18 protein-coding genes and 2 pseudogenes are annotated in these 20,284 nt (G+C 71.9%); all 20 read right to left on the bottom strand.

The genetic code is table 11. From position 1 onward, the window contains the following. Positions 1-84 precede the first annotated feature (84 nt). A complete protein-coding gene (locus AQJ58_RS37225; RefSeq protein ID WP_067258654.1) occupies positions 85-1,239 on the bottom strand; it encodes a right-handed parallel beta-helix repeat-containing protein in 1,155 nt (384 codons plus the stop codon). A gap of 296 nt (positions 1,240-1,535) precedes the next feature. After that, positions 1,536-2,333: an HAD family acid phosphatase gene (locus AQJ58_RS37220; protein ID WP_067258652.1), complete on the bottom strand. Its 798-nt coding sequence runs from the start codon at positions 2,331-2,333 to the stop codon at positions 1,536-1,538. Between the two features lie 139 nt (positions 2,334-2,472). Next, the gene (locus AQJ58_RS37215; protein WP_067258651.1) at positions 2,473-3,585 is read right to left on the bottom strand and encodes a right-handed parallel beta-helix repeat-containing protein; all 1,113 of its coding nucleotides are present in this window, start codon (positions 3,583-3,585) and stop codon (positions 2,473-2,475) included. Positions 3,586-3,636: 51 nt separating this feature from the next. Beyond that, the gene (locus AQJ58_RS37210; protein WP_067258819.1) at positions 3,637-4,662 is read right to left on the bottom strand and encodes a pectinesterase family protein; all 1,026 of its coding nucleotides are present in this window, start codon (positions 4,660-4,662) and stop codon (positions 3,637-3,639) included. A 7-nt stretch (positions 4,663-4,669) separates the two neighbouring features. Then, a complete protein-coding gene (locus AQJ58_RS37205) occupies positions 4,670-5,785 on the bottom strand; it encodes a pectinesterase family protein (protein WP_067258649.1) in 1,116 nt (371 codons plus the stop codon). Between the two features lie 99 nt (positions 5,786-5,884). Then, positions 5,885-7,198 carry a pectate lyase family protein gene (locus AQJ58_RS37200; RefSeq protein WP_067258647.1) on the bottom strand — a complete coding sequence of 438 codons (1,314 nt, stop codon included), beginning with the start codon at positions 7,196-7,198 and terminating at the stop codon, positions 5,885-5,887. 83 nt (positions 7,199-7,281) lie between these two features. Further along, complete coding sequence (locus AQJ58_RS37195; RefSeq protein ID WP_067258646.1) at positions 7,282-8,073, bottom strand: rhamnogalacturonan acetylesterase; 792 nt, start codon at positions 8,071-8,073, stop codon at positions 7,282-7,284. Between the two features lie 121 nt (positions 8,074-8,194). Next, positions 8,195-9,532: an ABC transporter substrate-binding protein gene (locus AQJ58_RS37190; RefSeq protein WP_067258644.1), complete on the bottom strand. Its 1,338-nt coding sequence runs from the start codon at positions 9,530-9,532 to the stop codon at positions 8,195-8,197. 565 nt (positions 9,533-10,097) lie between these two features. Then, positions 10,098-10,401, bottom strand: a pseudogene (locus AQJ58_RS45555) (DUF6807 family protein); the annotation flags it as partial. Next, complete coding sequence (locus AQJ58_RS37185; RefSeq protein ID WP_067258643.1) at positions 10,401-11,555, bottom strand: Gfo/Idh/MocA family protein; 1,155 nt, start codon at positions 11,553-11,555, stop codon at positions 10,401-10,403. The gene AQJ58_RS37185 and the pseudogene AQJ58_RS45555, both read right to left, overlap by 1 nt. After that, positions 11,552-11,812, bottom strand: a complete 261-nt coding sequence (locus AQJ58_RS37180) for a hypothetical protein (RefSeq protein WP_067258641.1) — start codon at positions 11,810-11,812, stop codon at positions 11,552-11,554. Before AQJ58_RS37180 ends, AQJ58_RS37185 begins: the two co-directional genes overlap by 4 nt. Beyond that, positions 11,809-12,714 (bottom strand): carbohydrate ABC transporter permease, encoded by a 906-nt coding sequence (locus tag AQJ58_RS37175; protein ID WP_067258639.1) that lies wholly within the window; start codon positions 12,712-12,714, stop codon positions 11,809-11,811. The genes AQJ58_RS37180 and AQJ58_RS37175 overlap by 4 nt, the downstream gene beginning before the upstream one ends. Next, a complete protein-coding gene (locus tag AQJ58_RS37170; protein WP_067258638.1) occupies positions 12,711-13,646 on the bottom strand; it encodes a carbohydrate ABC transporter permease in 936 nt (311 codons plus the stop codon). Before AQJ58_RS37170 ends, AQJ58_RS37175 begins: the two co-directional genes overlap by 4 nt. 83 nt (positions 13,647-13,729) lie before the next feature. Then, the gene (gene araD, locus AQJ58_RS37165) at positions 13,730-15,475 is read right to left on the bottom strand and encodes an L-arabinonate dehydratase (RefSeq protein ID WP_067258636.1); all 1,746 of its coding nucleotides are present in this window, start codon (positions 15,473-15,475) and stop codon (positions 13,730-13,732) included. Further along, entirely contained in the window at positions 15,472-16,383 is a 912-nt protein-coding gene (locus AQJ58_RS37160; protein ID WP_067258634.1) for a dihydrodipicolinate synthase family protein, read from the bottom strand. Before AQJ58_RS37160 ends, araD begins: the two co-directional genes overlap by 4 nt. After that, entirely contained in the window at positions 16,380-17,036 is a 657-nt protein-coding gene (locus AQJ58_RS37155; RefSeq protein WP_067258631.1) for a GntR family transcriptional regulator, read from the bottom strand. The genes AQJ58_RS37160 and AQJ58_RS37155 overlap by 4 nt, the downstream gene beginning before the upstream one ends. Before the next feature lie 151 nt (positions 17,037-17,187). After that, on the bottom strand, positions 17,188-17,940 hold the full coding sequence (locus tag AQJ58_RS37150; protein WP_067258629.1) for an MBL fold metallo-hydrolase: 753 nt from the start codon (positions 17,938-17,940) through the stop codon (positions 17,188-17,190). 133 nt (positions 17,941-18,073) lie between these two features. Then, positions 18,074-18,742, bottom strand: a complete 669-nt coding sequence (locus tag AQJ58_RS37145) for a TIGR03086 family metal-binding protein (protein WP_079079465.1) — start codon at positions 18,740-18,742, stop codon at positions 18,074-18,076. A 70-nt stretch (positions 18,743-18,812) separates the two neighbouring features. After that, complete coding sequence (locus AQJ58_RS37140; protein WP_067258626.1) at positions 18,813-19,976, bottom strand: hypothetical protein; 1,164 nt, start codon at positions 19,974-19,976, stop codon at positions 18,813-18,815. After that, positions 19,973-20,183 (bottom strand): annotated as a pseudogene (locus tag AQJ58_RS45145) (5-dehydro-4-deoxyglucarate dehydratase); the annotation flags it as partial. The gene AQJ58_RS37140 and the pseudogene AQJ58_RS45145, both read right to left, overlap by 4 nt. Positions 20,184-20,284 lie beyond the last annotated feature (101 nt).

The following is a 20,284-nucleotide window of genomic DNA, read 5'->3' as shown; positions in this document are numbered from 1 at the left end:
GACTTGCCGGCTTCAGCCCCTCTGCGGCCGGCAATCGGGAAAGCCCCCGTCGCTGGAACCCGACGGGGGCTTTTCCCGCATTCCTCAGTTCATCGGGGACCCGATGGCGGGGGAACCCGTGGTGAGAAAGGCCGTCGCCGGCAACGCGCCGTCCGACTTTCGCGCACCGTACGCGGAAGTCGCGTCCGTGGAAAGGAACTTGGGAACCGTCACGCCACTGTCCCAGTTGTTCGCGGCGGACACCGCCGAAGATCCCGGCTTCGACGATCCGCCTTTGTCGCCGACCGCGAGATTCCGGGTGAGGCGCGCCTTGCCGGTGGCGAAAGAGAATCCCGCCTTTGCATTGGAGTACGCCGTGTTGCGGTAGAGCACGATCGCGCCCGTGTTGGCGTTCTCGGTGAATCCGTTGCCCGTGTTGTCCCAGGCCGCGTCGTGGTGGACGACGTGCGCGACCGAGACGCCCCCGCCGCCCAGCTCGAACCCGTTGCCGTCGCCCTCGAACGCCGGGTCCCCCCAGCGGTTCCTGCCGTTGCCGAAGGCCCAGCTGTGCTCGATGGTGACCGGCGTGGAGAACTGCCAGAGTTCCAGCCCGTCATCCGCGTTGTCGTCCAGCCGCGCGCCGGTGACCTTGTTGCCGCTGCCGGAGCCGAACTTGATGGCGATGCCGTCCGCGTTCTGCCCGTGCCCGGCCGCGTCGTAGTTGCCGTGACTGTCCAGGTTCTGCACGAGGTTGCCGACCGTGCCGTCGCCGCGCAGGGTGAACCCGGAGTCGCCGTTGTCCGCGGTGACGAGGTTCTTGAAGACCCCGCCGGTGGAGGAGGTGACGACCAGGCCCTGGGCCGGGGAGTTCTGGAAGGTGAGGTTCTGGACGGTCCAGTAGCTGCCGTAGATGCCGGTGAGCCAGGAGCCGTCGGGCAGCTCGGAGCCGTCGATCCGCACCTTCTCGCGGCCGTAGGCCTGGAGCGTGATGCGCGCCGCGCTCGTGCCGCTGGCCGTGGAGGTGAGGGTGGCCGTCGGACGGTAGGTGCCGCCCCGGACCTGGATGACCGTGCCGGCGACCGCGTTCTTCACGGCCGCCTCCAGCTGCGCGGTGGTGGAGACGGTGACGGTGGCGGACGCGGCCCGGGCGCCGCCGCCCGACAGGCCGAGGTAGACCCCGCCGCCCCCCGAGGCGAGCGCCACGGCGGCGGCGATCGAGAGGGTGCGCGCCTTGCGGTGGCGTCCGGTACTCAAACGCACGGGTGTTCCTTTCAACAGGGGCTGCCGGGAGGAAGCGGGCCGGAGGGGCCGCCCCGGCCCGCTTCCGCACATCAGTCGCCGCCGCGACCGGAAAGGGTTGCCGGGCCGGACGGAGGAGACCGGCGGAAATTTCGCTGCCCCCGCGCTGCACGGGCGGGAGCTGTACGGCGGGCGGCCCCTGGTCCGAGGACGGCACCCGAGGGAGGACTACCGCGTGGCGTACGCGACGGGACCGTCCCCGCTGGGCCCGTGGACCGAGCGGGGGACGATCCCGTCCGAGCGTCCCGAGTACGGTCTCAGCTGACGAAGTACGTCGGGTTGGGCAGCTTGTACCGCCGGTCCGCGTAGCCGCCGTCGAGGTCGGAGTACTGGTCGCCGAAGGTGGCGACGATCTCGTACCCGAGGTCGTTCTCGATGTGCTTGCGGGTGCCCGCCTTGTACTGGACGGTGGTGCAGGTCCAGTTGTTCGGGGTGGCGCAGGCGCTCAGGTAGGACGGCGGGTTGGCCGCGTCCTTGAGGAACATGTGGGCGGCGTCGAGGTTGACGTCGGCGCCGACCTTCTTCAGGTTCGCGACGGCGGAGACGCGCTGGGACTCCTTCAGGCCCGAGTTGTAGAAGACCTCGACGCCCTGGGACTCGGCGTACTGCACCAGCTCGGGGCTGCCGAAGACCGCCGGACGGTCTGCCTTCGCCACGTACTCGGCCCAGGTGGCGGAGTTGTAGGTGTAGTTGGTCTTCTTCTCGTAGTCGAGGCTGAGCAGCAGCGTGTCGTCGATGTCGAAGACGACCGCGGGCTTCTCGCCGTGGTGGCGGGCCTTGCGGGCCGCCTTGTCGATGTACTTCCGCGCGGACTTGTCGATCGCCGCGAGGTCCTTGGCGTACGGGCTGGTCGGCGAGGCCTGGTACACGCCGTTCGCGTCCGCCGTGGTGCCGTAGTAGGTGTCGATGTCCTTCACCAGGAGCCCGATGTTGTAGGGCTCGTGCGTGGAGTTGGCCGTGGACTGGCCGGCCGTGGCCGCGCCGGCGCCGTAGAGGGCGGCACCGGCGAGGGCACAGGCGGCGACGGAGGCCGCGATGCGCAGTGACTTATGCATGACAGGTTTCTACGCGCGTCACGCCGCCGGGCGCGAGACCCGTTGCCCGATCGATACCCGTTCGGCGGGCAAAAATCGGGTCAAGCGCCCGGTTGGCCCAGTGGCGGGTCGGTGGCGGCGGTGGCGGGCCGGTCGGGGATCAGTCCATCGTCGCCCCGATCGTCGTCGACCCCGTCGTCAGGAACGTCGTGGCGGGCAGAGTCCCGCTGGAACCGCGGGCGTTGTACGTCGTGGAGGCGTTCGTCGACCTGAAGGCGGGCGTCGGGACGCCGCTGTCCCAGTTGTTGCCGGCCGAGGTGACCCTCGAGCCCTTGTTGACCGCGCCGCCGCCGTTGCCCACCGCGAGGTTCCTGCCGAGCCTGGCGGAGCCGGTCGCGAAGTAGTAGCCCCACTTGCTGTTGGCGTAGGCGGTGGTGCGGTTGAGGACGATCGCCCCGGTGTTGGAGTTCTCGGTGAAGCCGTTGCCCGCGTTGCCCCACGCGGCGGAGTTGTTGACGACGTGCGCGACGACCTCGCCGTCGCCGCCCAGCTTGTAGCCGTTGCCGTCGCCCGCGAACGCCGGGTCCGACCAGCGGTTGACGCCGTTGCCGAAGGACCAGGTGTGCTCGATGGTGACGGGCGAGGAGAAGGACCAGAAGTCGATCCCGTCGTCCGCGTTGTTGTAGAGGCGGGCGCCGGTGATCAGGTTGCCGGAACCGGAGCCGAACTTCACGGCGACCCCGTCGGCGTTCTCGCCGTGGCCTGCGGCGTCGTAGTTGCCGTAGGAGTCGATGTTCCGGACGGTGTTGTTGACCGTGCCGTCCCCGGTGAGGGTGAAGCCCGAGTCGCCGCCGTCGATGGTCTTGATGTTGTTCCAGACCGTGCCGGTGCAGGACTGGCAGACCACCGCGCTGTCCGGGGAGTTCTGGAAGGTGATGTTCGAGACGTTCCAGTAGTCGGCGGTCAGCTTGAAGATCCAGTCGCCGTCGGGGAGCGAGGAGCCGTCGATCCTCACCGTCTCCGAGCCGTACGCGGTGAGCGTGATCGGCGAGGAGGAACTGCCGTTGGCGGTGGACTGGAGGGTGGCCGTCGGGTAGTAGGTGCCGCCCCGGACCTGGATGACCGTGCCCGCGGTGGCGTTCCTGATGGCGTTGGACAGGGCGGTGGAGTTGCTGACGACCACCGTGGCGGCCTGCGCCTGGGCCGGGAGGACGGCGAGACCTGCGCCGAGGGCGAGGGCCGCGCCGAGCGCGAAGGCGGTGCGACGAGACATGGCGTGCGGGTCCTTTCTCGTGTGGGGAGAGGAGAGAGGTGGTGCGGTGGTTCACCGGACGCGGTCGAGCCAGTCCCCGAGGTAGGTCCGTCGCGTATGGAGGGCTGCCTCCTCCGCCGTGAGCCGGGGCCGGTTCTCGGGTACGGAGATCTCCGCGCCGGGGCCGGAGTTGGCGTGCTCGCTGAAGCGCATGGTCTGCCAGGGGTGGGCGTCCCGCATGTTCGTGTAGGGGGCGGTCGCGTCGATGCCGGGGCCGATCCAGGTGTCCCGGACGACCAGGGAGGGCCAGGCGGTCGTCTCGTACGACGGCACCCAGGGCCGGGCGATCTTGTACGCGGCGTCCTCGGCGGCGGAGGTGATCCGGGAGCCGAGGGCCAGGAAGCCGTAGGGGTTGGCCCGGGCGGTGGAGGGGGCGAAGACCATCCCCTTGGGGGTGAAGGTCACGTCCCGCTCCAGGGTGTGGAAGCGGCAGCCCTCGAAGACGGCCCGGGCCCGCCCGAAGACGAAGTCGACGTCTCCCTCGATGTGGCAGTGGCGGTAGTACTGCCGGTCGAAGGCGTCGAGCGCGGTGGTGTCCGCGAAGAGGGTGTCCTGGTGGGCGAGGAGGCGCACGTTCTCGAAGTGGCTGCGGTCGCCGGTGACATGGGCGGCGACCGCCTGGGTGCCGGTGATGTCCGGATGGTCGGCGCGCAGCCAGTCGTTGGCGAGGGTGAGGCCGTGGACGGTGAGCCCGGGGGCGGCGGAGGTGAAGGTGGCGGAGCCCGCCGTGCCGTGGGTGCCCGAACCGTCGGGCCTCGGCGTCCCGCCCGCGTTGTCGTAGACGATCACGGCGGCACGGGGGTCACGGCTCGCGCCGCACAGGGTCAACTCCCCTTTGTCGGCAGTGATGTTCACGACTTCGCGGTAGGTCCCCGGGTGCACGACGATCGTCCAGCCGGGGCCGTCGGCCGTGTCCACCGCCGCCTGGACGGAGTCGCCGGGACGGACGTCGAGGATGCGGCGGGACCCTGCGTGGGCGGGGGTGGTGCCGAGCAGTGCGGCGCTGGTGAGGCCCGCCAGGAGGGTGCGTCTGCACAGCGACATCTCAGCACTCCCCCCGCCAGGGCTCCCAGTCACCGAGGTAGGTCTGCCGGGTCGCCGACGCGGCCTGTCCGTCGGTGAGTTGCGGGCGGTTCTCGGGGACGGTGACCTCGGCTCCCGGGCCGGTGTTGCGGTACTCGGCGAACCGCTGGTTCTGCCAGGGGAAGGAGGCCGACATGGCGGTGTAGGGGGCCACCGCGTCGAGGCCGGCACCGAGGTGGGTGTCCCGGACGGTCAGCGAGGGCCGGGCGGTGGGGGCGGAGCTGGGCACCCAGGGGCGGGCCAGCTTGTAGCAGGCGTCCGGGGCCTCGCTGCTGATCCGGCTGCGGGTCACCAGGTAGCCGCGCGGGTTGGCGCCCGCCGTGGAGGGGGCGAGGACGAACCCGTAGGGGGCGGATGCCAGGTCGGTGCGGTTCAGGGTGCGGAAGTGGCAGTGCTCGTAGACGGCGGTGGCCCGGCCGAAGACGACGTCGACGTCGCCCTCGACGTAGCAGTGGGCGTAGTACTGCCGGGCGAAGGCGCTCAGGGCGATCGAGTCGGCGTACAGCGTGTCCTGGTGACCGAGGAAGCGGCAGTGGTGGAAGGCGGAGCGGTCGCCCTGGACCTTGATGGCGACGGCCTGGGTGCCGGTGATGTCGGGGTGGTCGGCGCGCAGCCAGTCGTTGGCGAAGGTGATCCAGCGGGCGGTGAAGCCGGCGGCCTGCACGGTGGTGGTGGCCGAGCCGGTGGTGCCGTGGGTGCCGCCGCCGGGTTTGGGGGTGCCGGCCGCGTTGTCGTGGACGATGACGACGGCCCGCGGGTCCTCGGCGGCGCCGATCCAGGTGGCCTCGGTGCGGGTGGTGTCGAGGACGACCGTCTCGCGGTAGACGCCCGCGGCGAGGACGAGGGTCCAGCCGCTGCCGGTGGTGGCGGCGACGGCGTCGCGGACGGTGCCGAAGTCGCCCCGGCCGAGCGGGTCGACGTACAGGGTCCGGGGGGTGAGCCGGGCGGCCGGGCTGCCGTGGCGGCCGAAGGGGCCGCGTCGGCCGCGGGCGGCCTGCGCGGGCGTGGCGGCCGGCCCCAGGGCGGCCACCGTGCCGCCGGTCACGGCGAGGAACCGCCGTCGGGAAAGGGAGGGCATGCGGGTGCTCCTTGGCGGGGTGCGGCGGTGCGCAGTGGTGCGGGGCGGGGGCCGGGCGGCGGCGGGGTGCCGCCGCTGCGGCCCTGGAGGGCGGAGCGATCAGCCCAGGCGTCCCGCGCCCGCGCCGCAGTCGACGATCCGGGGCACGGACCGCGTGGGGTCGACCTCGGTGCGCAGGGTCGGGGTCCAGCCCGCGCCGGACTGGAGGACCTCGCCCGGGATCTGGGCGTTGTGGACGGCGATCAGGTCGGTGGCCGTGCCGTTGACGTAGTTGTCGGCGGCGGTCAGCGGCGAGATGTTCCAGCGCTTGAGCACTTTGGCCGCGCTGACCCCCTCGGGAAGGGTGAACGCGTTGTGCTCGGCGACGAGCCGGGACTCCTTGCCGATGCCGAAGCTGTAGGAGTAGTCGCCGTTCGCGACGAAGTGGTTGTTGTAGGAGTCGACCTGGCCGAAGCGGACCCGGGGGGCGCGCTCGACCAGGTTCGAGAACCGGTTGTGGTGGAAGGTCACCTTCAGGTGGCCCCGGTCGCCCGCCGCGGTCGACTCGCTGTCGCTGTTGCCGATGAGGATCGTCTTGTCGTGCTCGGTGAAGACGTTCCAGGAGGCGGTGACGTAGTCGGCGCCGCGCACGATGTCCAGCTCGCCGTCGTGCTGCTGGTACAGCATCCCGAAGTAGGTGGGGGCGGCGCTGTCGGGGTGGGAGCCGTCGGTGAAGGTGTTGTGGTCCAGCCAGACGTGGGTGGCCCCGTACACCACGGCGGTGTCGTACTCGGAGTTCCAGTTGCCGTGGGCGCCGTCGGTCGGGTCCCACTGCGGGAAGCAGTCGATCGGCGACTCGAAGGACAGATTGCGGATGATCACGTTGTCGACGGCCTTGATCTGGAGGCTGACGCCCTTGAATCCGGCGCCTCGGCCGATGCCGACGAGGGTGGTGTGGGAGGGGATGATCACCTTGATCGCCTTGTCCTGGTCGGCCTGCGAGACGCGGCGCAGTCCCTCGGGGCTGTCGTCGGGCTCGGCGCTGAGATCGGTGTCCAGCCCCCATGCCTGCGGCGAGTACTTCGCCAGGTAGGCGTCGAAGTCGTAGCCGGGCGCGGCGAAGGCGTCGCAGCCCTCGGCGACGGCGTCGATGACGCCCTTCACCTTGATGATCTTCGGGGCGGAGCCGCCGGCCGCGAGGGCGTCCTTGAACCCGGCCCAGGTGGTCACGGTGGAGACGTGCTCGGCGTCGGCGGCCGATCCGCCCGTGGTGCCCGTCCCGTACGAGGCCCAGCCGTCGTTCGCGGCGAGGACCTGCCGGCCGAGGTCGCGCGGGCCGGCGTGGGCGGACGCGGTGCCGGTGAGGGACAGCACCAGCGCGGTGCAGCCCACCAGTGCACCAATGATGCGTGCATGACATTCCTGTGTACGCACTGTGCGGTTCTCCTCCTGCTCAGGGCTCCTGCTGACGGCAGTTGCTACGGCTCTTGCTGACGGCTCTCGCTGACGGCTCTCGCTCACGACGGGTCGGGCCAGGTGATCCAGGACGCCGGGATCTCGTCGTGCAGCCGGACCACGTCCCGCGGTCCGAGCACCCGGGTCCGCAGCAGCTCCCGAGCGGCGAGCCGCGCCACGGCGATCGCGCCCGGCGGATTGACATGCGTGTTGTCCTGCTCGGTGCCGGTCCAGTTGAAGTAGGTCTTCGTCGCCTCGACACCCAGCTCCTGCCAGAGCGCCAGCGACAGCGCCTGGAGGTCGAGCAGCGCCACGCCCTCCTCCTCGGCGAGGGCCCGCATGGCCGCCGGGTACTCCCCGTGGGTCGGCAGCGCGTTCCCCCCGGCGTCGAACCGCCGCCGCTCCACGGGCGTGGCGAGCACCGGCCGCGCCCCCTTCGCCCGGGCACCGGAGAGGTACCTCCGCAGGTAGTCCTGGTACGTCGTCCAGGGCTCGGTGGAGCGGGTGGGGTCGGCGGTCTTCTCGTCGTTGTGCGCGAACTGGACGATCAGCACGTCACCGGGCCTGATGGCGGCGAGGACGGCGTCCAGTCGCCCCTCGTCGACGAAGCTCTTGGAGCTGCGCCCGTTGACGGCGTGATTGCCTACGGGCAGACCGGACCGGAGGAAGAAGGGCAGCGCCATGCCCCACCCGGTCTCGGGCGCGGCGTCGGAGTACTTCTGGGCCGCGGTGGAATCCCCGGCGATGTAGAGCGTGCGGCGCCGGCCGTGGGCCTCGGCGGTACCGGCCGCGGCCGGCGAGAGGGGTACGGCGGCGAGGGCCGCCGAGGTGACCTGTCTACGGGTGAGAGACAACGAACGTCCACCTCATGTCTTCCGGGGGCGCGGGGCGGTTTCGGCATGCGGCTCCGCCGCGCGGGGCGCGACCGGCCACGACGGACCCGCAGCTCCCCGCGGACGAAGACCACCCGAGCTGTTACCCGTGGTTCTTCTTCCAGTCGGCCTGGGCGGCGTTCAGCTGCTCGGCCAGCGTGTCCAGGAAGTCCTTCGCGCTCATCTTGCCGAGCAGCACCTTCTGGAAGTTCGGCTCGTTGTCGGCCTTGGAGATCGTGTTCCAGTCGGGCAGGTAGTAGGGCAGCTGCACGATCTCCGTGCCGTCCCCCGACAGCGCCTCGGCGGCGAGCTTCGTGGGCTCCGAGGACCGCACCCAGCTGTCCTGCGCCGCCTCCAGGTTCGCCGGCACCTGCCCGGCCGTCTCGTTCCACTTGCTGTTCGACTCGTGGCCCGCGGCGAACTCGATGAACTTCCAGGCGGCGGTCTTGTTCTTGCTCGACTTGAACAGCCCCAGCCCGTCGACGGGGTTGGACACCTGCACACGCGTGCCGTCGTCCCGCGTCGGCGCGGGGATGCCCTTGAACTTTCCGGCGAGCGCCTTCTGGTGGTCGCCGAAGGAGCCGAGGTTGTGGCTCAGCATGCCGATGGTGCCGCTGTCCCACTGGGCGACCATCTTGGTGAAGTCGTTGTTGACGTCGGCGGCCGGGGTGTCCTTCTTGTACAGGCCGGTGTACTTCTCCAGCGCGGCCACGTTCTCGGGGTCGTTGACCGTGGTCCTGTCACCGCTCCAGAACTCGGTGATGCCGCTCTGCCCGTAGGTGGCGTCGAGGGCCTGGGCGATGGACCCGGCACCGCCGCGGATGGTGTAGCCGAACGCGTTCTCGCCCTTGTTCGTGAGCTTGTCGGCGGCCGTGTAGAACTTCGTCCAGGTCGTGGGCGCCTCCAGGCCCGCCTGCTGGAACAGGTCGGTGCGGTACCACAGGGTGCCGTTGTTGGCGGAGGTCGGCACGCTGTACGTCTTGCGGTCGCCCCCGGCCGCCTTGACGCTGTCCAGGAACTTGGCGTTGAGCTGGTCCTTCAGGTCGCTCTCGGCGAGGCGGTCGTCCAGCGGTTCGAGGGCGCCCTGCGCCGCGACCTCGGCGAGCATCGCGGTGCCCACCCCGCCGACGTCGGGCAGGCCGCCGCCCTGGATGGCGGTGTCGTACTTGGACTGGACGCTGTCGGCGGGGACCCCGACGTACTTCACCTTGATGTCCGGGTTCGCCTTCTCGAAGTCGGCGATGATCTCCTTCCAGATGTCGGTGCGGACGCCGCCGTTGTTGTCCCAGAAGGTGATCTCGCCCTTGCCCGAGCCGTCGCCTCCCTTGTCCCCCGCGCTGCCACTGCCGTCGTCACCGCAGGCGGTGGCGGTCAGCGCGAGCACGGAGCCCAGGGCGACGGCCAGTGCGACGCGCCTGCTTCTGCGGATGCTGCTGTTCATCGGATCTCCTCCGTGGAAACCCCGGCCTTCGGGCCGGGAAGAAAACAGACCCCTGCGGAGCGGGGCCGCCGAAGACCAGGCCCCACCAGGACCGACCGGTGTCTCCGCGCAACGGTTCGCCCGAGGTCACCGGCTGATGCGTCGACAGGTGAGGCGTGAAGATGCCGCTCGGCGTCCGGTCGGTCCAGCGGTCGGCGGCGGGCGCGGCAGCCGGGGAGGCCTCGGTGAAGAGCGGCGGGGCGGCAGCCCTCGCCTCGCCGGCCACGCCGAGGCCCAGGGCGGCGACGAGACCGGCGACCGCGGCCGGCGCCACGGCCGTCCTCGGCCGGGGACGCTGCCGGGACTGCGGCGGCCGCCGATCTCGGTAAGCGCTTGCCATGGAAGGGCGACATTGCGGCTCCCGACGGCGAGTGGGGGAGGGGTCAGAGCGGTCTGATCCGGAACTCCGTGAACGAGGCCGCCCGGTCCCGGAAGCGCAGCAGGTCCAGTGTCGTGTCGGCGGTCACTGGCTCACCGCCTTCCTGACCAGTGCCGTCGCCTCGTCGCGGCCGGGGCGGCCGTCGGCGGTCGGGCCCTGGTGGCGGACGTAGGTGCGTGCACCGACCCGGTCCTGGACGCCGACTTGTCCGACCCCGGCGTTCCGCCCAGAAGGTGTGCCCCTCGGCGTCGGGTACGGCTGCACCGACGCCGAGGTGGTGGAGGTGGCCGGCGGGGGCCTGTTCGGTGACCTGGGTGCCGGCCAGGGTGGTGACGGGATGCAGGTGGGGCCGCGGGGAGAGCCGGGCGGGCAGCTCGGGCCGGGCGACGCAGCGGCCGACCGGGCGGCCCGCGACACGCAGTACGACCGGCGCCTCGGGGGCTTGCGCCATCAGGTGCTCACCTCTTTCGGATGCACGGTCGTGAGCGCCCAGGGGGCGCCCAGTTCGGAGTAGAGGGCGAGGGTGTCGGCGGCGGCGGCGACCAGTCCGTCGATGCCGGGGACGGCCCTGCGGTCCTCGTCCTCCAGCAGCCGCCAGGTGTCCTGGCCGAGCTGGACGGGGTCGGGAGCGACCCGGATCGCCTCGACGACCCGCATGAACGCCTCGGTGTCGGCGGGCGGGACGAGCAGGCCGGTGCCGTCGGTGAGGTGCTCGACGAGGTTCTCCAGCAGGTCGGTGCAGCCGTACTCGAACTCCTCGGGGCCGTGGCCGGCGCGCTGGAGCAGGACGCGGTCCTGCTTGTACCAGTAGGTGATCCGGCCCCGGTCGCCGTGGACGACGACATAGGGGTCGTCGGGGTCCACGGCGCACAGGGTCGCGGCGACCACGATCGGCAGGCCGTCCGTGGTGGTGACGCGGACGCAGGAGGTGTCGTCGGACTCGATGGCGTTGGCGTGCGCCAGTTCCGTCTCGATGCCGGCGACGTCCTCGGCGCGGGTGGCGCCGGCCAGGGCGAGGGCGGTGGCGACGGCGTGCGCGAACGGGTTGGTGAGGGCGCCGTCGATGACGTCGACGCCGTTCAGCCGTCGCCTGCCGGCCCAGGGGGCCCGCCGGAAGTAGGCCTCGGCGCGGGCCCACGCCCCGGCGCCGCCGACCCCGCCGACCTCGCCGATCGCCCCGTCGGCGAGCAGCCGGCGGATGGCGGGCACGGCGTGCGAGCCCAGCGACTGGAAGCCGATCTGGCAGACCACGCCCGCCGCGGCGACCCCGTCGGCCATCCGGCGGAACTCGGCGTAGGACGGGGCGGGCGGCTTCTCCAGGAGCAGGTGCACGCCTCGGGCGGCGGCCGTGAGGGCCAGGTCGGTGTGGGTCGGGATCGGGGTGCAGATCACCGCGATCCGGGCACCGGTGGAGTCGAGGAGCGCGCCGAAGTCGGCGGACTGCTCGGGGGTGCCGAGGCCGTCGGGGATCTCGTCCGGGGTGAGCGGGGTCAGTTCGCACAGGCCCGCCAGCCGGACGATGCCCTTGTTCTGGAGGCGGTGGATGTTGTCCAGGTGCCAGCGGCCGTGGCCGCGCGCGCCCGCCAGGACGATGTCGATGGTCATGGGATTCTCCCTGCGCCCGCGCCGCGTGCCACCTCACGGTCGGCCACCGCGGCGCTGTCGATCTTCCCGTGCAGGGTAGGCGGCCGGCCGACGTCATGGGCGTCGTCGTCGGCGGCGCAGCCGGTGGTGCCGGCGCCGTAGGCCGCCCAGTCGTCGGGGGTGTGGGTGGCGCGGCCGATGTCCCGGGCCTCGGCGTGCGCGGGGGCGCGGAAGGCGCCCACCAGGACCCCCACGGAGGCGATCTGCCGGAGTCTCACCCCTTCACCGCCCCCGCGCTGAAGCCGGTGATCAGCCACTTCTGGATGAAGGCGAACACGATCACCACGGGGACGGCGGCGATGATGCCGCCCGCGGCGAGTGCGCCGAGGTCGACGCTGTCCGCGCTCATCAGGGTGTTCAGACCGACCGGAATGGTCTGCTTGGTCTGGTCGGAGAGGAACATCAGGGCGAAGAGGAAGTGGTTCCAGGCGTGCACGAAGGCGAAGGAGCCGACGGCGATGAGGCCGGGGCGCAGCAGGGGGAGGACGACGATGCGGAAGGCGGCGAGCCGGCCGCAACCGTCGACCCAGGCGGCCTCCTCCAGGGAGTAGGGCACGTTCCGGATGAAGCCGCTGATCAGGATCATCGACAGGGGCAGCTGGAAGACCGTCTCGGCGATGATGACGCTGCCCAGCGAGTTGATCATCTTCAGCTCGGCGAAGATCTGGAAGAGCGGGACCAGCAGCAGCGCGCCCGGGACGAACTGGGTGCAGAGCAGGGCCAGCATGAACCCGCGCTTGATCCTGAAGTCGAAGCGGGCCAGGGCGTAGCCGCCGGTCAGCGCGACGACGGTGGTGAGCAGCAGGGTGGCGACGCCGGTGAGCACACTGTTCTGGAAGTAGGTCCCGAAGTCGCGTTCGTTCCAGACCTTCTCGAAGTGCTCGAAGGTCATCGGCCAGGGCACGAGCGAGGTCGAGCCGGCCGGGCGGAACGCGAAGAGCAGGATCCAGTAGAACGGGATCAGGGTGAAGAGCAGGTAGATCGACAGGGGGACGTAGATCTGCCGGCGGGGGACCTCGTCCCAGGCGCGGTGCTTCCTGCGCGGCCGCTGGTCGGCGGCGGGGGTCACGGGCGCGGGTGCGGGTGCGGGAGTGACCTCGGTGGCCTCCTTGGTGATCACGTGCCTTCGCCTCCGAACTTGCTGAGCCGCAGATAGACCATCGAGCAGAAGAGCAGGATCACGAACGCCACCGTGGTGAGGGCGGACGCGTAGCCGAAGTCGTGGCCGTCGACCGAGGTGTTGGCGATGTAGAGCGGGAGAGTGGTGGTCTCCCCCGCCGGGCCGCCGCCGGTGAGCGTGTACAGCAGGTCGACGTTGTTGAACTCCCACACCGCGCGCAGCAGCGTGGACAGGACGATGGCGTCCTTCAGATGGGGCAGGGTGATGTACCGGAACTGCCGGAGGCGGCTCGCCCCGTCGACCTCGGCGGCCTCGTAGAGGTCCTTCGAGACGGACTGGAGGTCGGCGAGGATGAGGATCGCGAAGAAGGGGACCCCGCGCCACAGGTCGGCGACGATCGCCGCCGGGAAGACCGTGGAGGGGTCCGACAGCCAGCTGGTGCCGTACTCGCCGATGCCGGCGTCGGCGAGGTAACGGGTGATGCCGGTCTGGGAGTTGTAGAGGAGCACCCAGATCGCGGAGGTCAGCACGCCGGAGACGGCCCACGGGGAGAAGACCAGGGCCCGGCCCAGCGCCCGGCCGACGAAGGTCTGGTTGACGATCAGCGCCAGCGCCAGGCCGAACAGCAGTTGCAGCCCGACCTCGACGACGACCCACTGGGCGCTGAAGGTCAGGGTGTCCCAGAACTGCGGGTCGTCGGTGAAGGCGTGGACGAAGTTGTCGAAGCCCGCGTAGCCGTTCCGCCACGGCTTGGTGGGGTTGTAGTTCTGCAGGCTGTAGTAGAAGACGCTGATCACCGGGTAGGCGATGAAGCCCAGCATCAGCAGGGCCGCCGGCGCGATCAACAGGTACGGGAGCCTGCGGGGCGTCGCTGAGGCACGGCGCCGCCGGGGTGGCGCGGGCGGCTTCGCCACGGCTGCGGCTTGGGCCATGGACTGTTCTCCGTTCTCGGTCGCGTCGTGCAGGAAGCGCTTTCTCCATGGGCAGGGGTGTGCGCTGTCGTCCGGCCGGCGGGTCAGCCCGCGTAGGGGTCGGCGACTGTGCCCGGACGGGCCAGGAACGCGAAGTCGCAGCCGGTGTCGGCCTGGGTGATCTGTTCGTCGTAGAGCGCGCCGTAGCCGCGCTCGTAGCGGGCGGGCGGCGGGACCCACCGCGCCCTTCTGCGCTCCAGCTCCTCGTCGTCGACCTCGAGGCGAAGAACGCGCGCCTGCACGTCCAGGGTGATCGGGTCACCGCTCTCGACCAGGGCGAGCGGCCCGCCGACGTGCGACTCCGGCGCCACGTGCAGCACACAGGCGCCGTAGCTCGTGCCGCTCATCCGGGCGTCGGAGATCCTGACCATGTCCCGCACGCCCTGCTGGAGCAGGTGGTCGGGGATGGGCAGCATGCCGTACTCCGGCATGCCCGGGCCGCCCCTCGGACCGGAGCCCCGCAGCACCAGCACGCTGTCGGCGGTGATGCCGAGCTCCGGGTCGTCGATGGTGCGTTGCAGGGTGCGGTAGTCGTCGAAGACGACCGCGGGACCGGTGTGCTTGAGCAGGTGCGGCTCGGCGGCGATGTGCTTGATGACCGCGCCGTCCGGGCACAGGTTGCCGCGCAGTACGGCGACCCCGCCCTCGCTCGCGACCGGGTGGTCGCGGGGCCGGATCACGTCGTCCTGGTGGACCCGGGCGCCGGCGATCTGCTCGCGCAGGGTGTCGTGGGAGACGGTCGGCCGGTCGAGGTGGAGCAGGTCCGGGATGCGGGAGAGGAAGCCGGGCAGGCCGCCCGCGAAGTGGAAGTCCTCCATGAGGTACTTACGGCCGCCGGGGCGGACGTCGGCGAGCACGGGGACCGTGCGGGCGATGCGGTCGAAGTCGTCGAGGGTGAGGCGGACCCCGGCCCGGCCGGCCATGGCGATGAGGTGGATGACGGCGTTGGTGGAGCCGCCGAGGCCGAGGACGGTGGTGACGGCGTCCTCGAAGGCCTCCGCGGTGAGGATCTCGGAGAGGACGCGCCCCCGGTGGACCAGTTCGACGATCGTCAGTCCCGCCCGCGCGGCCATCCGGTCGTGTCCCGCGTCCACGGCCGGGATGCTCGACGCCCCCGGGACCGTCACGCCCAGCGCCTCCGCGGCCGCCGTCAGCGTGGACGCCGTCCCCATCGTCATGCAGTGGCCCGGTGAGCGCGCGAGGCCGTTCTCCAGCTCGGCCATCTCGCAGTCGCCGATGAGGCCGGCGCGCTTGTCGTCCCAGTACTTCCACATGTCGGTGCCGGAGCCGAGGACCTCGTTGCGCCAGTGCCCCGGCAGCATCGGCCCGGCGGGCACGAAGACGGTGGGCAGGTCGACGCTGGCCGCGCCCATGAGCAGCGCGGGGGTGGTCTTGTCGCAGCCGCCCATCAGGACCGCCCCGTCGACGGGGTAGGAGCGCAGCAGCTCCTCGGTCTCCATGGCGAGCAGGTTGCGGTAGAGCATCGGGGTCGGCTTCTGGAAGGTCTCGCTGAGCGTGGAGACCGGGAACTCCAGCGGGAAGCCGCCCGCCTGCCAGACGCCCCGCTTGACCGCCTGCGCACGGTCACGGAGGTGCACATGACAGGGATTGATGTCCGACCAGGTGTTGAGGATCGCGATGACCGGCTTGCCGAGGTGCTCCTCGGGGAGGTAGCCGAGCTGGCGGGTGCGGGCGCGATGGCTGAAGGAGCGCAGGCCGTCGGTGCCGTACCACTGGTGGCTCCGCAGCTCCTCGGGCCGCTTGCGGGGAAGATCGTCGAAGCGCTTCACAGGGCCCACCCCGCGACGATGGCGGCGACCTCGGCACGCTCGCTCTCGGGCAGTGCGCGGCTCGGCGGGCGGACCTCGGCGCGGCACAGGCCCAGGGAGGCAAGGGCCGCCTTGACCACCGTGACATTGTCGGCGGACCCGTTGGCGGCCCGCAGCTCCTCGAAGCGGCGGATCTGCTCCCAGACCTTCATGGCCGCCGGATAATCTCCTGATCGAAGCGCTTCGATCATGTTCAGCGAAACGGCGGGGGCGACGTTCACCAGCCCCGAGGTGAAGCCGGTGGCGCCCGCCGAGAAGTAGGAGGGGGCGTAGGGCTCGGCGAGCCCGGCCACCCAGACGAAGCGCTCCAGACCCGCGTCCCGGGCGAAGGCGGCGAAGCGGGCCGCGTCCGGGACGGCGTACTTCACGCCGATCACGTGGGGGCACGCGTCGGCGAGTTCCGCGAGGCGGTCGCCGTGCAGCTGCGCGTTGCGGATGTACGGGACGACGCCCAGCTCGGGCACGGCCTCGGCGATGGCCCGGTGGTAGTCGACCCAGCCGCGCTGGGAGACGTACGGGTGGACGGGCTGGTGCACCATGACCATCGCCGCGCCCAGCTCCCGGGCGTGCCGGGCGGAGGCGACGGCGGTGGGCACGTCGTGCCCGACCCCGACGAGGATCGTCGAACGGTCCCCCGCCTCCTCCACCGTCAGTTCCGTCACCAGCCGCCGCTCCTCGGGGGTGAGCGCGTAGAACTCGCCGGTGTTGCCGTTCGGCGTGAGCGTGGTGATCCCGCCGTCGAGCAGCCGGCGCAGGAGGGCCCGGTGGGCGGCCCGGTCGACACCGCCGTCCCCGGCGAACGGGGTCACCGGGATCGCCACCACGTCGGCCAGGGCCGCACGCTGGGTCTCGAACGCCACGCCGCTCATCCCTGGCCTTCCTGGTGCGCCGCCTCGGGGAACGCTCGTTCGACGAAGGACGCGATGTGGGCGTGCAGGGCGCGGGCCGCGCCGTCGGCGTCGCCGTCGAGGGCGAGCCGCAGGATCTCCCGGTGCTCGCCGGCCTCGCGCTCCCAGGAGGGCGAGGCGGCCCAGGCGACGGCGGAGACCAGGGCGGCCTGGTCACGGACCTCGTCGAGCATCCGGCCGAGCAGCGGGTTGCCGCAGGGCAGGTACAGGGCGCGGTGGAACTCCCGGTTCGCGAGCGAGCGTTCGGCGGTGTCGGCGGCGCCGTCGGCCCGGGCGAGGGCGTCCCGGGCGGCGTCCAGCGAGGCCCCGCGCCGGACGGCCCGCTTCAGCGCCTCGGGCTCCAGCAGCAGCCGGACGTCGTAGACCTCGCGCGCCATGTCCGCGTCCACCATGCGCACCGTGACGCCCTTGTACTGGCTCATGACGACCAGTCCGGTGCCGGCCAGGGTCTTGAGCGCCTCTCGCACCGGCGTCTTGGACACCCCGAACCGTGCGGCGAGCTCGGTCTCCACCAGGGCCTGCCCCGGCGTCAGCTGCCCGGTGAGGATGCGGCGTTTGATCTCCTCCAGCACGTACTGCGTGCGGGAGGGGATCGGCGTGGGCACAGAGGTCATGCGCGCCTCTCGGATCTCAGATCTCGGATCGGATCTCACATATCGCGTCTCATATATGACGTACGAAGTGCGACGCGTTGAAGGTAGGAGGCCCGCCGTGTGCCGTCAATGCTTCCGGCAGAGGGAAGTTGAGGTGACCGCGACGCCCGGCTCAGAAGGGGATGGTCTCGCCCTCGCGCGCGGTGCGGGTCGGTCCGCCGAAGACCGCCGCGGCCCGCGCGGTCGCCTCCTCGCGGGTGAGCGTGGGCCCGACATGGGTGATGAACAGTTCGCGCACACCCGCCTTGCGGGCCGCCTCACCGGCGCCCTCCGGAGTCAGGTGCACCTGTTCGCTTTCGCCATGCCGGTCGACGTCCGCCTCGCAGAGGAACAGGTCGGCGCCGGAGGCGGTCTCGGTGAGCGCGTCGCACGGGCCGCTGTCCCCGGAGTACACGAAGACGCTCCCCTGGCTCTCGGCGCGCAGGGCGTACGCCTCGGTGCCGTGCGCCACCGCGCGGGAGGTGAGGCGTACGTTCCAGTGCCGGACGGTGTGGCCGTCGTACAGGGGCCGGAAGTCGAAGACCTCGCTCAGGAACCGGATGTCCGGCCGCCCGAAGAACCCGGCCAGGCGCCGGGCGCAGTCCATGGGGGCGTACACCAGGATGGGCACCGGCGGGGTCAGGCCGCCGTAGGCGAACGCGTAGGCGGCGGAGAGCAGATCGGCGCTGTGGTCGGCGTGGAGGTGGGAGATCCAGATCGCCGTGAGCCGTTCCGGATCGGTGTGCCGCTGCAACTCGGCAAAGGTTCCGGGGCCCGCGTCCACCCAGATCTCGGCGCTCCCGCCGCGCAGCAGATAGCCCGAGCACGGGCGCCCCGGACGGGGGTGCGGGGAGGCGGTGCCGAGGACGGTGAGACTCAGGGGCATGGTGGGGAGCGTACGGTCCGCCCCCGCCGCGCGGGCCCGGATCGCGGAGGTCTACGGCATCCGTACAGCACCGTCTACGGCCCCCTACGGCCCGCGACGACCCCCTGCGGCCCGCCGGGGCCTCTCTCGGCGGTCACCCCCGCGGCCGGCCCGGGTCCCGTCCGCTCAGGCCGACCGCCCGGTCCAGCAGGGACGCGTCCTCCGGTACGGGCACCACGGGCCCGAAGATCCCGCCCCCGCGGCTCGGATCGTCGGCGGCGGCGCACAGGAAGGCGTACGTCGCCTCCAGCGCGGCCGGGTCGGGGGTGTACTCCTGGCCGGTGGCCCGGGCGAGGTCCCAGCCGTGGATCACCAGCTCGTCGGCGGCGACGGCTCCGGCGACCGCGCCGGGCAGGTCGATGCCACCCGCGCGGGTCGTCCCGGTCCAGGCGGCGGGGTCCCGCCAGGCCTCGGCCAGTTCGTCGAGCACCCGGGGCAGCTCGGTGCGCCAGCCGGGAGCGAGCCGGGGCACGGAGTCGGTCGGCGGAGTGTCGGTGGTGGCCCCCAGGTCCTTGCGCGCGGCGTCCCGGAAGGCGGCGGCGAGCCCGGCCAGATGCCCGAGCAGGGTGCCCACGGGGTACGCGGGGCAGGGTGTGCCGTCCGTGAGCTGCTCGTCCCGGACGGCCGCCGCGAGACGGGCCACGATCCGGGTCTGGGGGCCGAGGTCGAGGAGGCCGGTCGGGGTGCCGGTCGTCGCCGCGTCGGTCGTGGTCGCGTCGGTGGTTTTCGTGGTGGTCGTTTTCGTGTGGGTCGTGTGGGTCATGGAGGGTGGACCGGACGGGGCGCGAGAACTCATCGCGGCCCGGCCCGCCGCCGGTCGGCGCCCCCGGTGGTCAGCGGGCCGCCAGTGCCTCCTGTACGGCGGTCAGGTCGGCGTCCGAGGCCAGGCCCGCGTGGTACAGCCGGATCTCCGTCGCCCCCAGCTCACGCGCGCGTGCCGTGTCCTCGGTGAGCGTGCCGGGGCTGCCGCCCATCCCGGAGACGATGCCGAGGTTCGCGGCGATCACGGCGTCCGCGCGGCCCCGCACGGCGAAGGGGGTCAACAGGCCCGGCCCGCCCGCGCACGGCACCACGACACCGTCCGCGACGGAGAGGACGTGCCCGGGGTCGACACCGGCGTTGGCGCCCACGTGGTGGGTCACCGGGTCGGCATGCAGCAGCACCTGGAAGCCCTCGGGGGCGGCCGCGCGGACGGCGGCGACCGCGCTCTCCTGGAGCGTGCGGGCGGTGCCGTCGCGCCACGCGCGCGTGGCTGCCGCCGTCTCCTCCCCCAGCAGCTTCTCGACGCCCGCCCAGCCTCCGTCGTCCGGCGCCCCGCGCCACAGCGGCTCCAGCGCCTCGCGCACGGCGGCGGCGAGCGCGTCGGCGTCCAGGCCCTGCTCGCCGTAGCCGGTCCGGCAGGCGGGGCAGAAGCAGAGCGCCATCAGGTACTGGCCGGCGTCACCGAGGCCGACCCCGCCGGTCTTGTCGTGGGCGTGCAGATGCTGGAGGCCGTACCAGCCGAGGGACTCCAGCTCGGTGCCGCGCGCGCCGGGGCGGACGGCGGCCTCGGCCGCGAGGTCGACGAGGTACGCGCGCGTGGCGGGCTGGGCGATGCACGGCGCCCAGGGGTAGCGGTCGCCGTAGGCGTTGACGACGGAGGTGTCCGGGCGGTCGGCGCCCAGCCGGGAGTTGTGCGCGAGCACCACCCAGCTGTGCACCTCCAGGCCGGCGGCCGCGAGGGCCTCGGCGGCCCGGCCGTAGGCGTCGCCGGGCGCCCAGTCGCCGGCCGGGTACGGGCGCAGCTCCCGCCCCTCCCAGCGGGCGTCCGCCGGGTACAGGACGGCCGCGTGCTCGGCGGTGACGATACGGTGGCGCGGGTGGCGGGGGGTGAGGGCGCGGGTGGAGTGGTAGGCGGCGGCCAGGGTCACCTGCTCCACGCCGAGGGAGGCGATCCGGGCGGGGGCCGCGGGATCGCCGTTGACGTCCCAGGGGTAGACGAACGTCGACGCCTTCACCTGTTCTCCTCCTCCAGGAGCGCGTGGCCGCACTCGATCAGCCGCGCGACTGCTTGACGTGATCATCGTCCGGTTCGCTCAGCGGCGGGCGGACTTCGCCGACATCGAGGCCGCCGAGCCGGACGCCCGCCTTGGCGAGGGAGACGGCGTGGAGAAGCCGTCGAGCAGACGGTGGACGGTGGCGTGGTCGCCGGTGGTGAGCGCCCGAGCTGTGCATGCTTCTGATGGGAGTTTATGTTTATGAACACACGTCACGCCACCCTTGACCGGGCAAGACGGTGATCCTTAACTTGTCCAAGCATGTGAAT

Source organism: Streptomyces sp. DSM 15324 (genome assembly GCF_001514285.1).
In the GTDB taxonomy this organism is placed as follows: Bacteria; Actinomycetota; Actinomycetes; order Streptomycetales; family Streptomycetaceae; genus Streptomyces.
This window is presented reverse-complemented; position numbering and strand designations above follow the sequence as displayed.

Coding starts and splice junctions, on each gene's coding strand:
- AQJ58_RS37220 (WP_067258652.1), bottom strand. CDS start 2,333: ATGCATAAGTCACTGCGCATCGCGGCCTCCGTCGCCGCCTGTGCCCTC.
- AQJ58_RS37215 (WP_067258651.1), bottom strand. CDS start 3,585: ATGTCTCGTCGCACCGCCTTCGCGCTCGGCGCGGCCCTCGCCCTCGGC.
- AQJ58_RS37205 (WP_067258649.1), bottom strand. CDS start 5,785: ATGCCCTCCCTTTCCCGACGGCGGTTCCTCGCCGTGACCGGCGGCACG.
- AQJ58_RS37190 (WP_067258644.1), bottom strand. CDS start 9,532: ATGAACAGCAGCATCCGCAGAAGCAGGCGCGTCGCACTGGCCGTCGCC.
- AQJ58_RS37185 (WP_067258643.1), bottom strand. CDS start 11,555: ATGACCATCGACATCGTCCTGGCGGGCGCGCGCGGCCACGGCCGCTGG.
- AQJ58_RS37170 (WP_067258638.1), bottom strand. CDS start 13,646: ATGGCCCAAGCCGCAGCCGTGGCGAAGCCGCCCGCGCCACCCCGGCGG.
- AQJ58_RS37160 (WP_067258634.1), bottom strand. CDS start 16,383: ATGAGCGGCGTGGCGTTCGAGACCCAGCGTGCGGCCCTGGCCGACGTG.
- AQJ58_RS37155 (WP_067258631.1), bottom strand. CDS start 17,036: ATGACCTCTGTGCCCACGCCGATCCCCTCCCGCACGCAGTACGTGCTG.
- AQJ58_RS37150 (WP_067258629.1), bottom strand. CDS start 17,940: ATGCCCCTGAGTCTCACCGTCCTCGGCACCGCCTCCCCGCACCCCCGT.
- AQJ58_RS37145 (WP_079079465.1), bottom strand. CDS start 18,742: ATGACCCACACGACCCACACGAAAACGACCACCACGAAAACCACCGAC.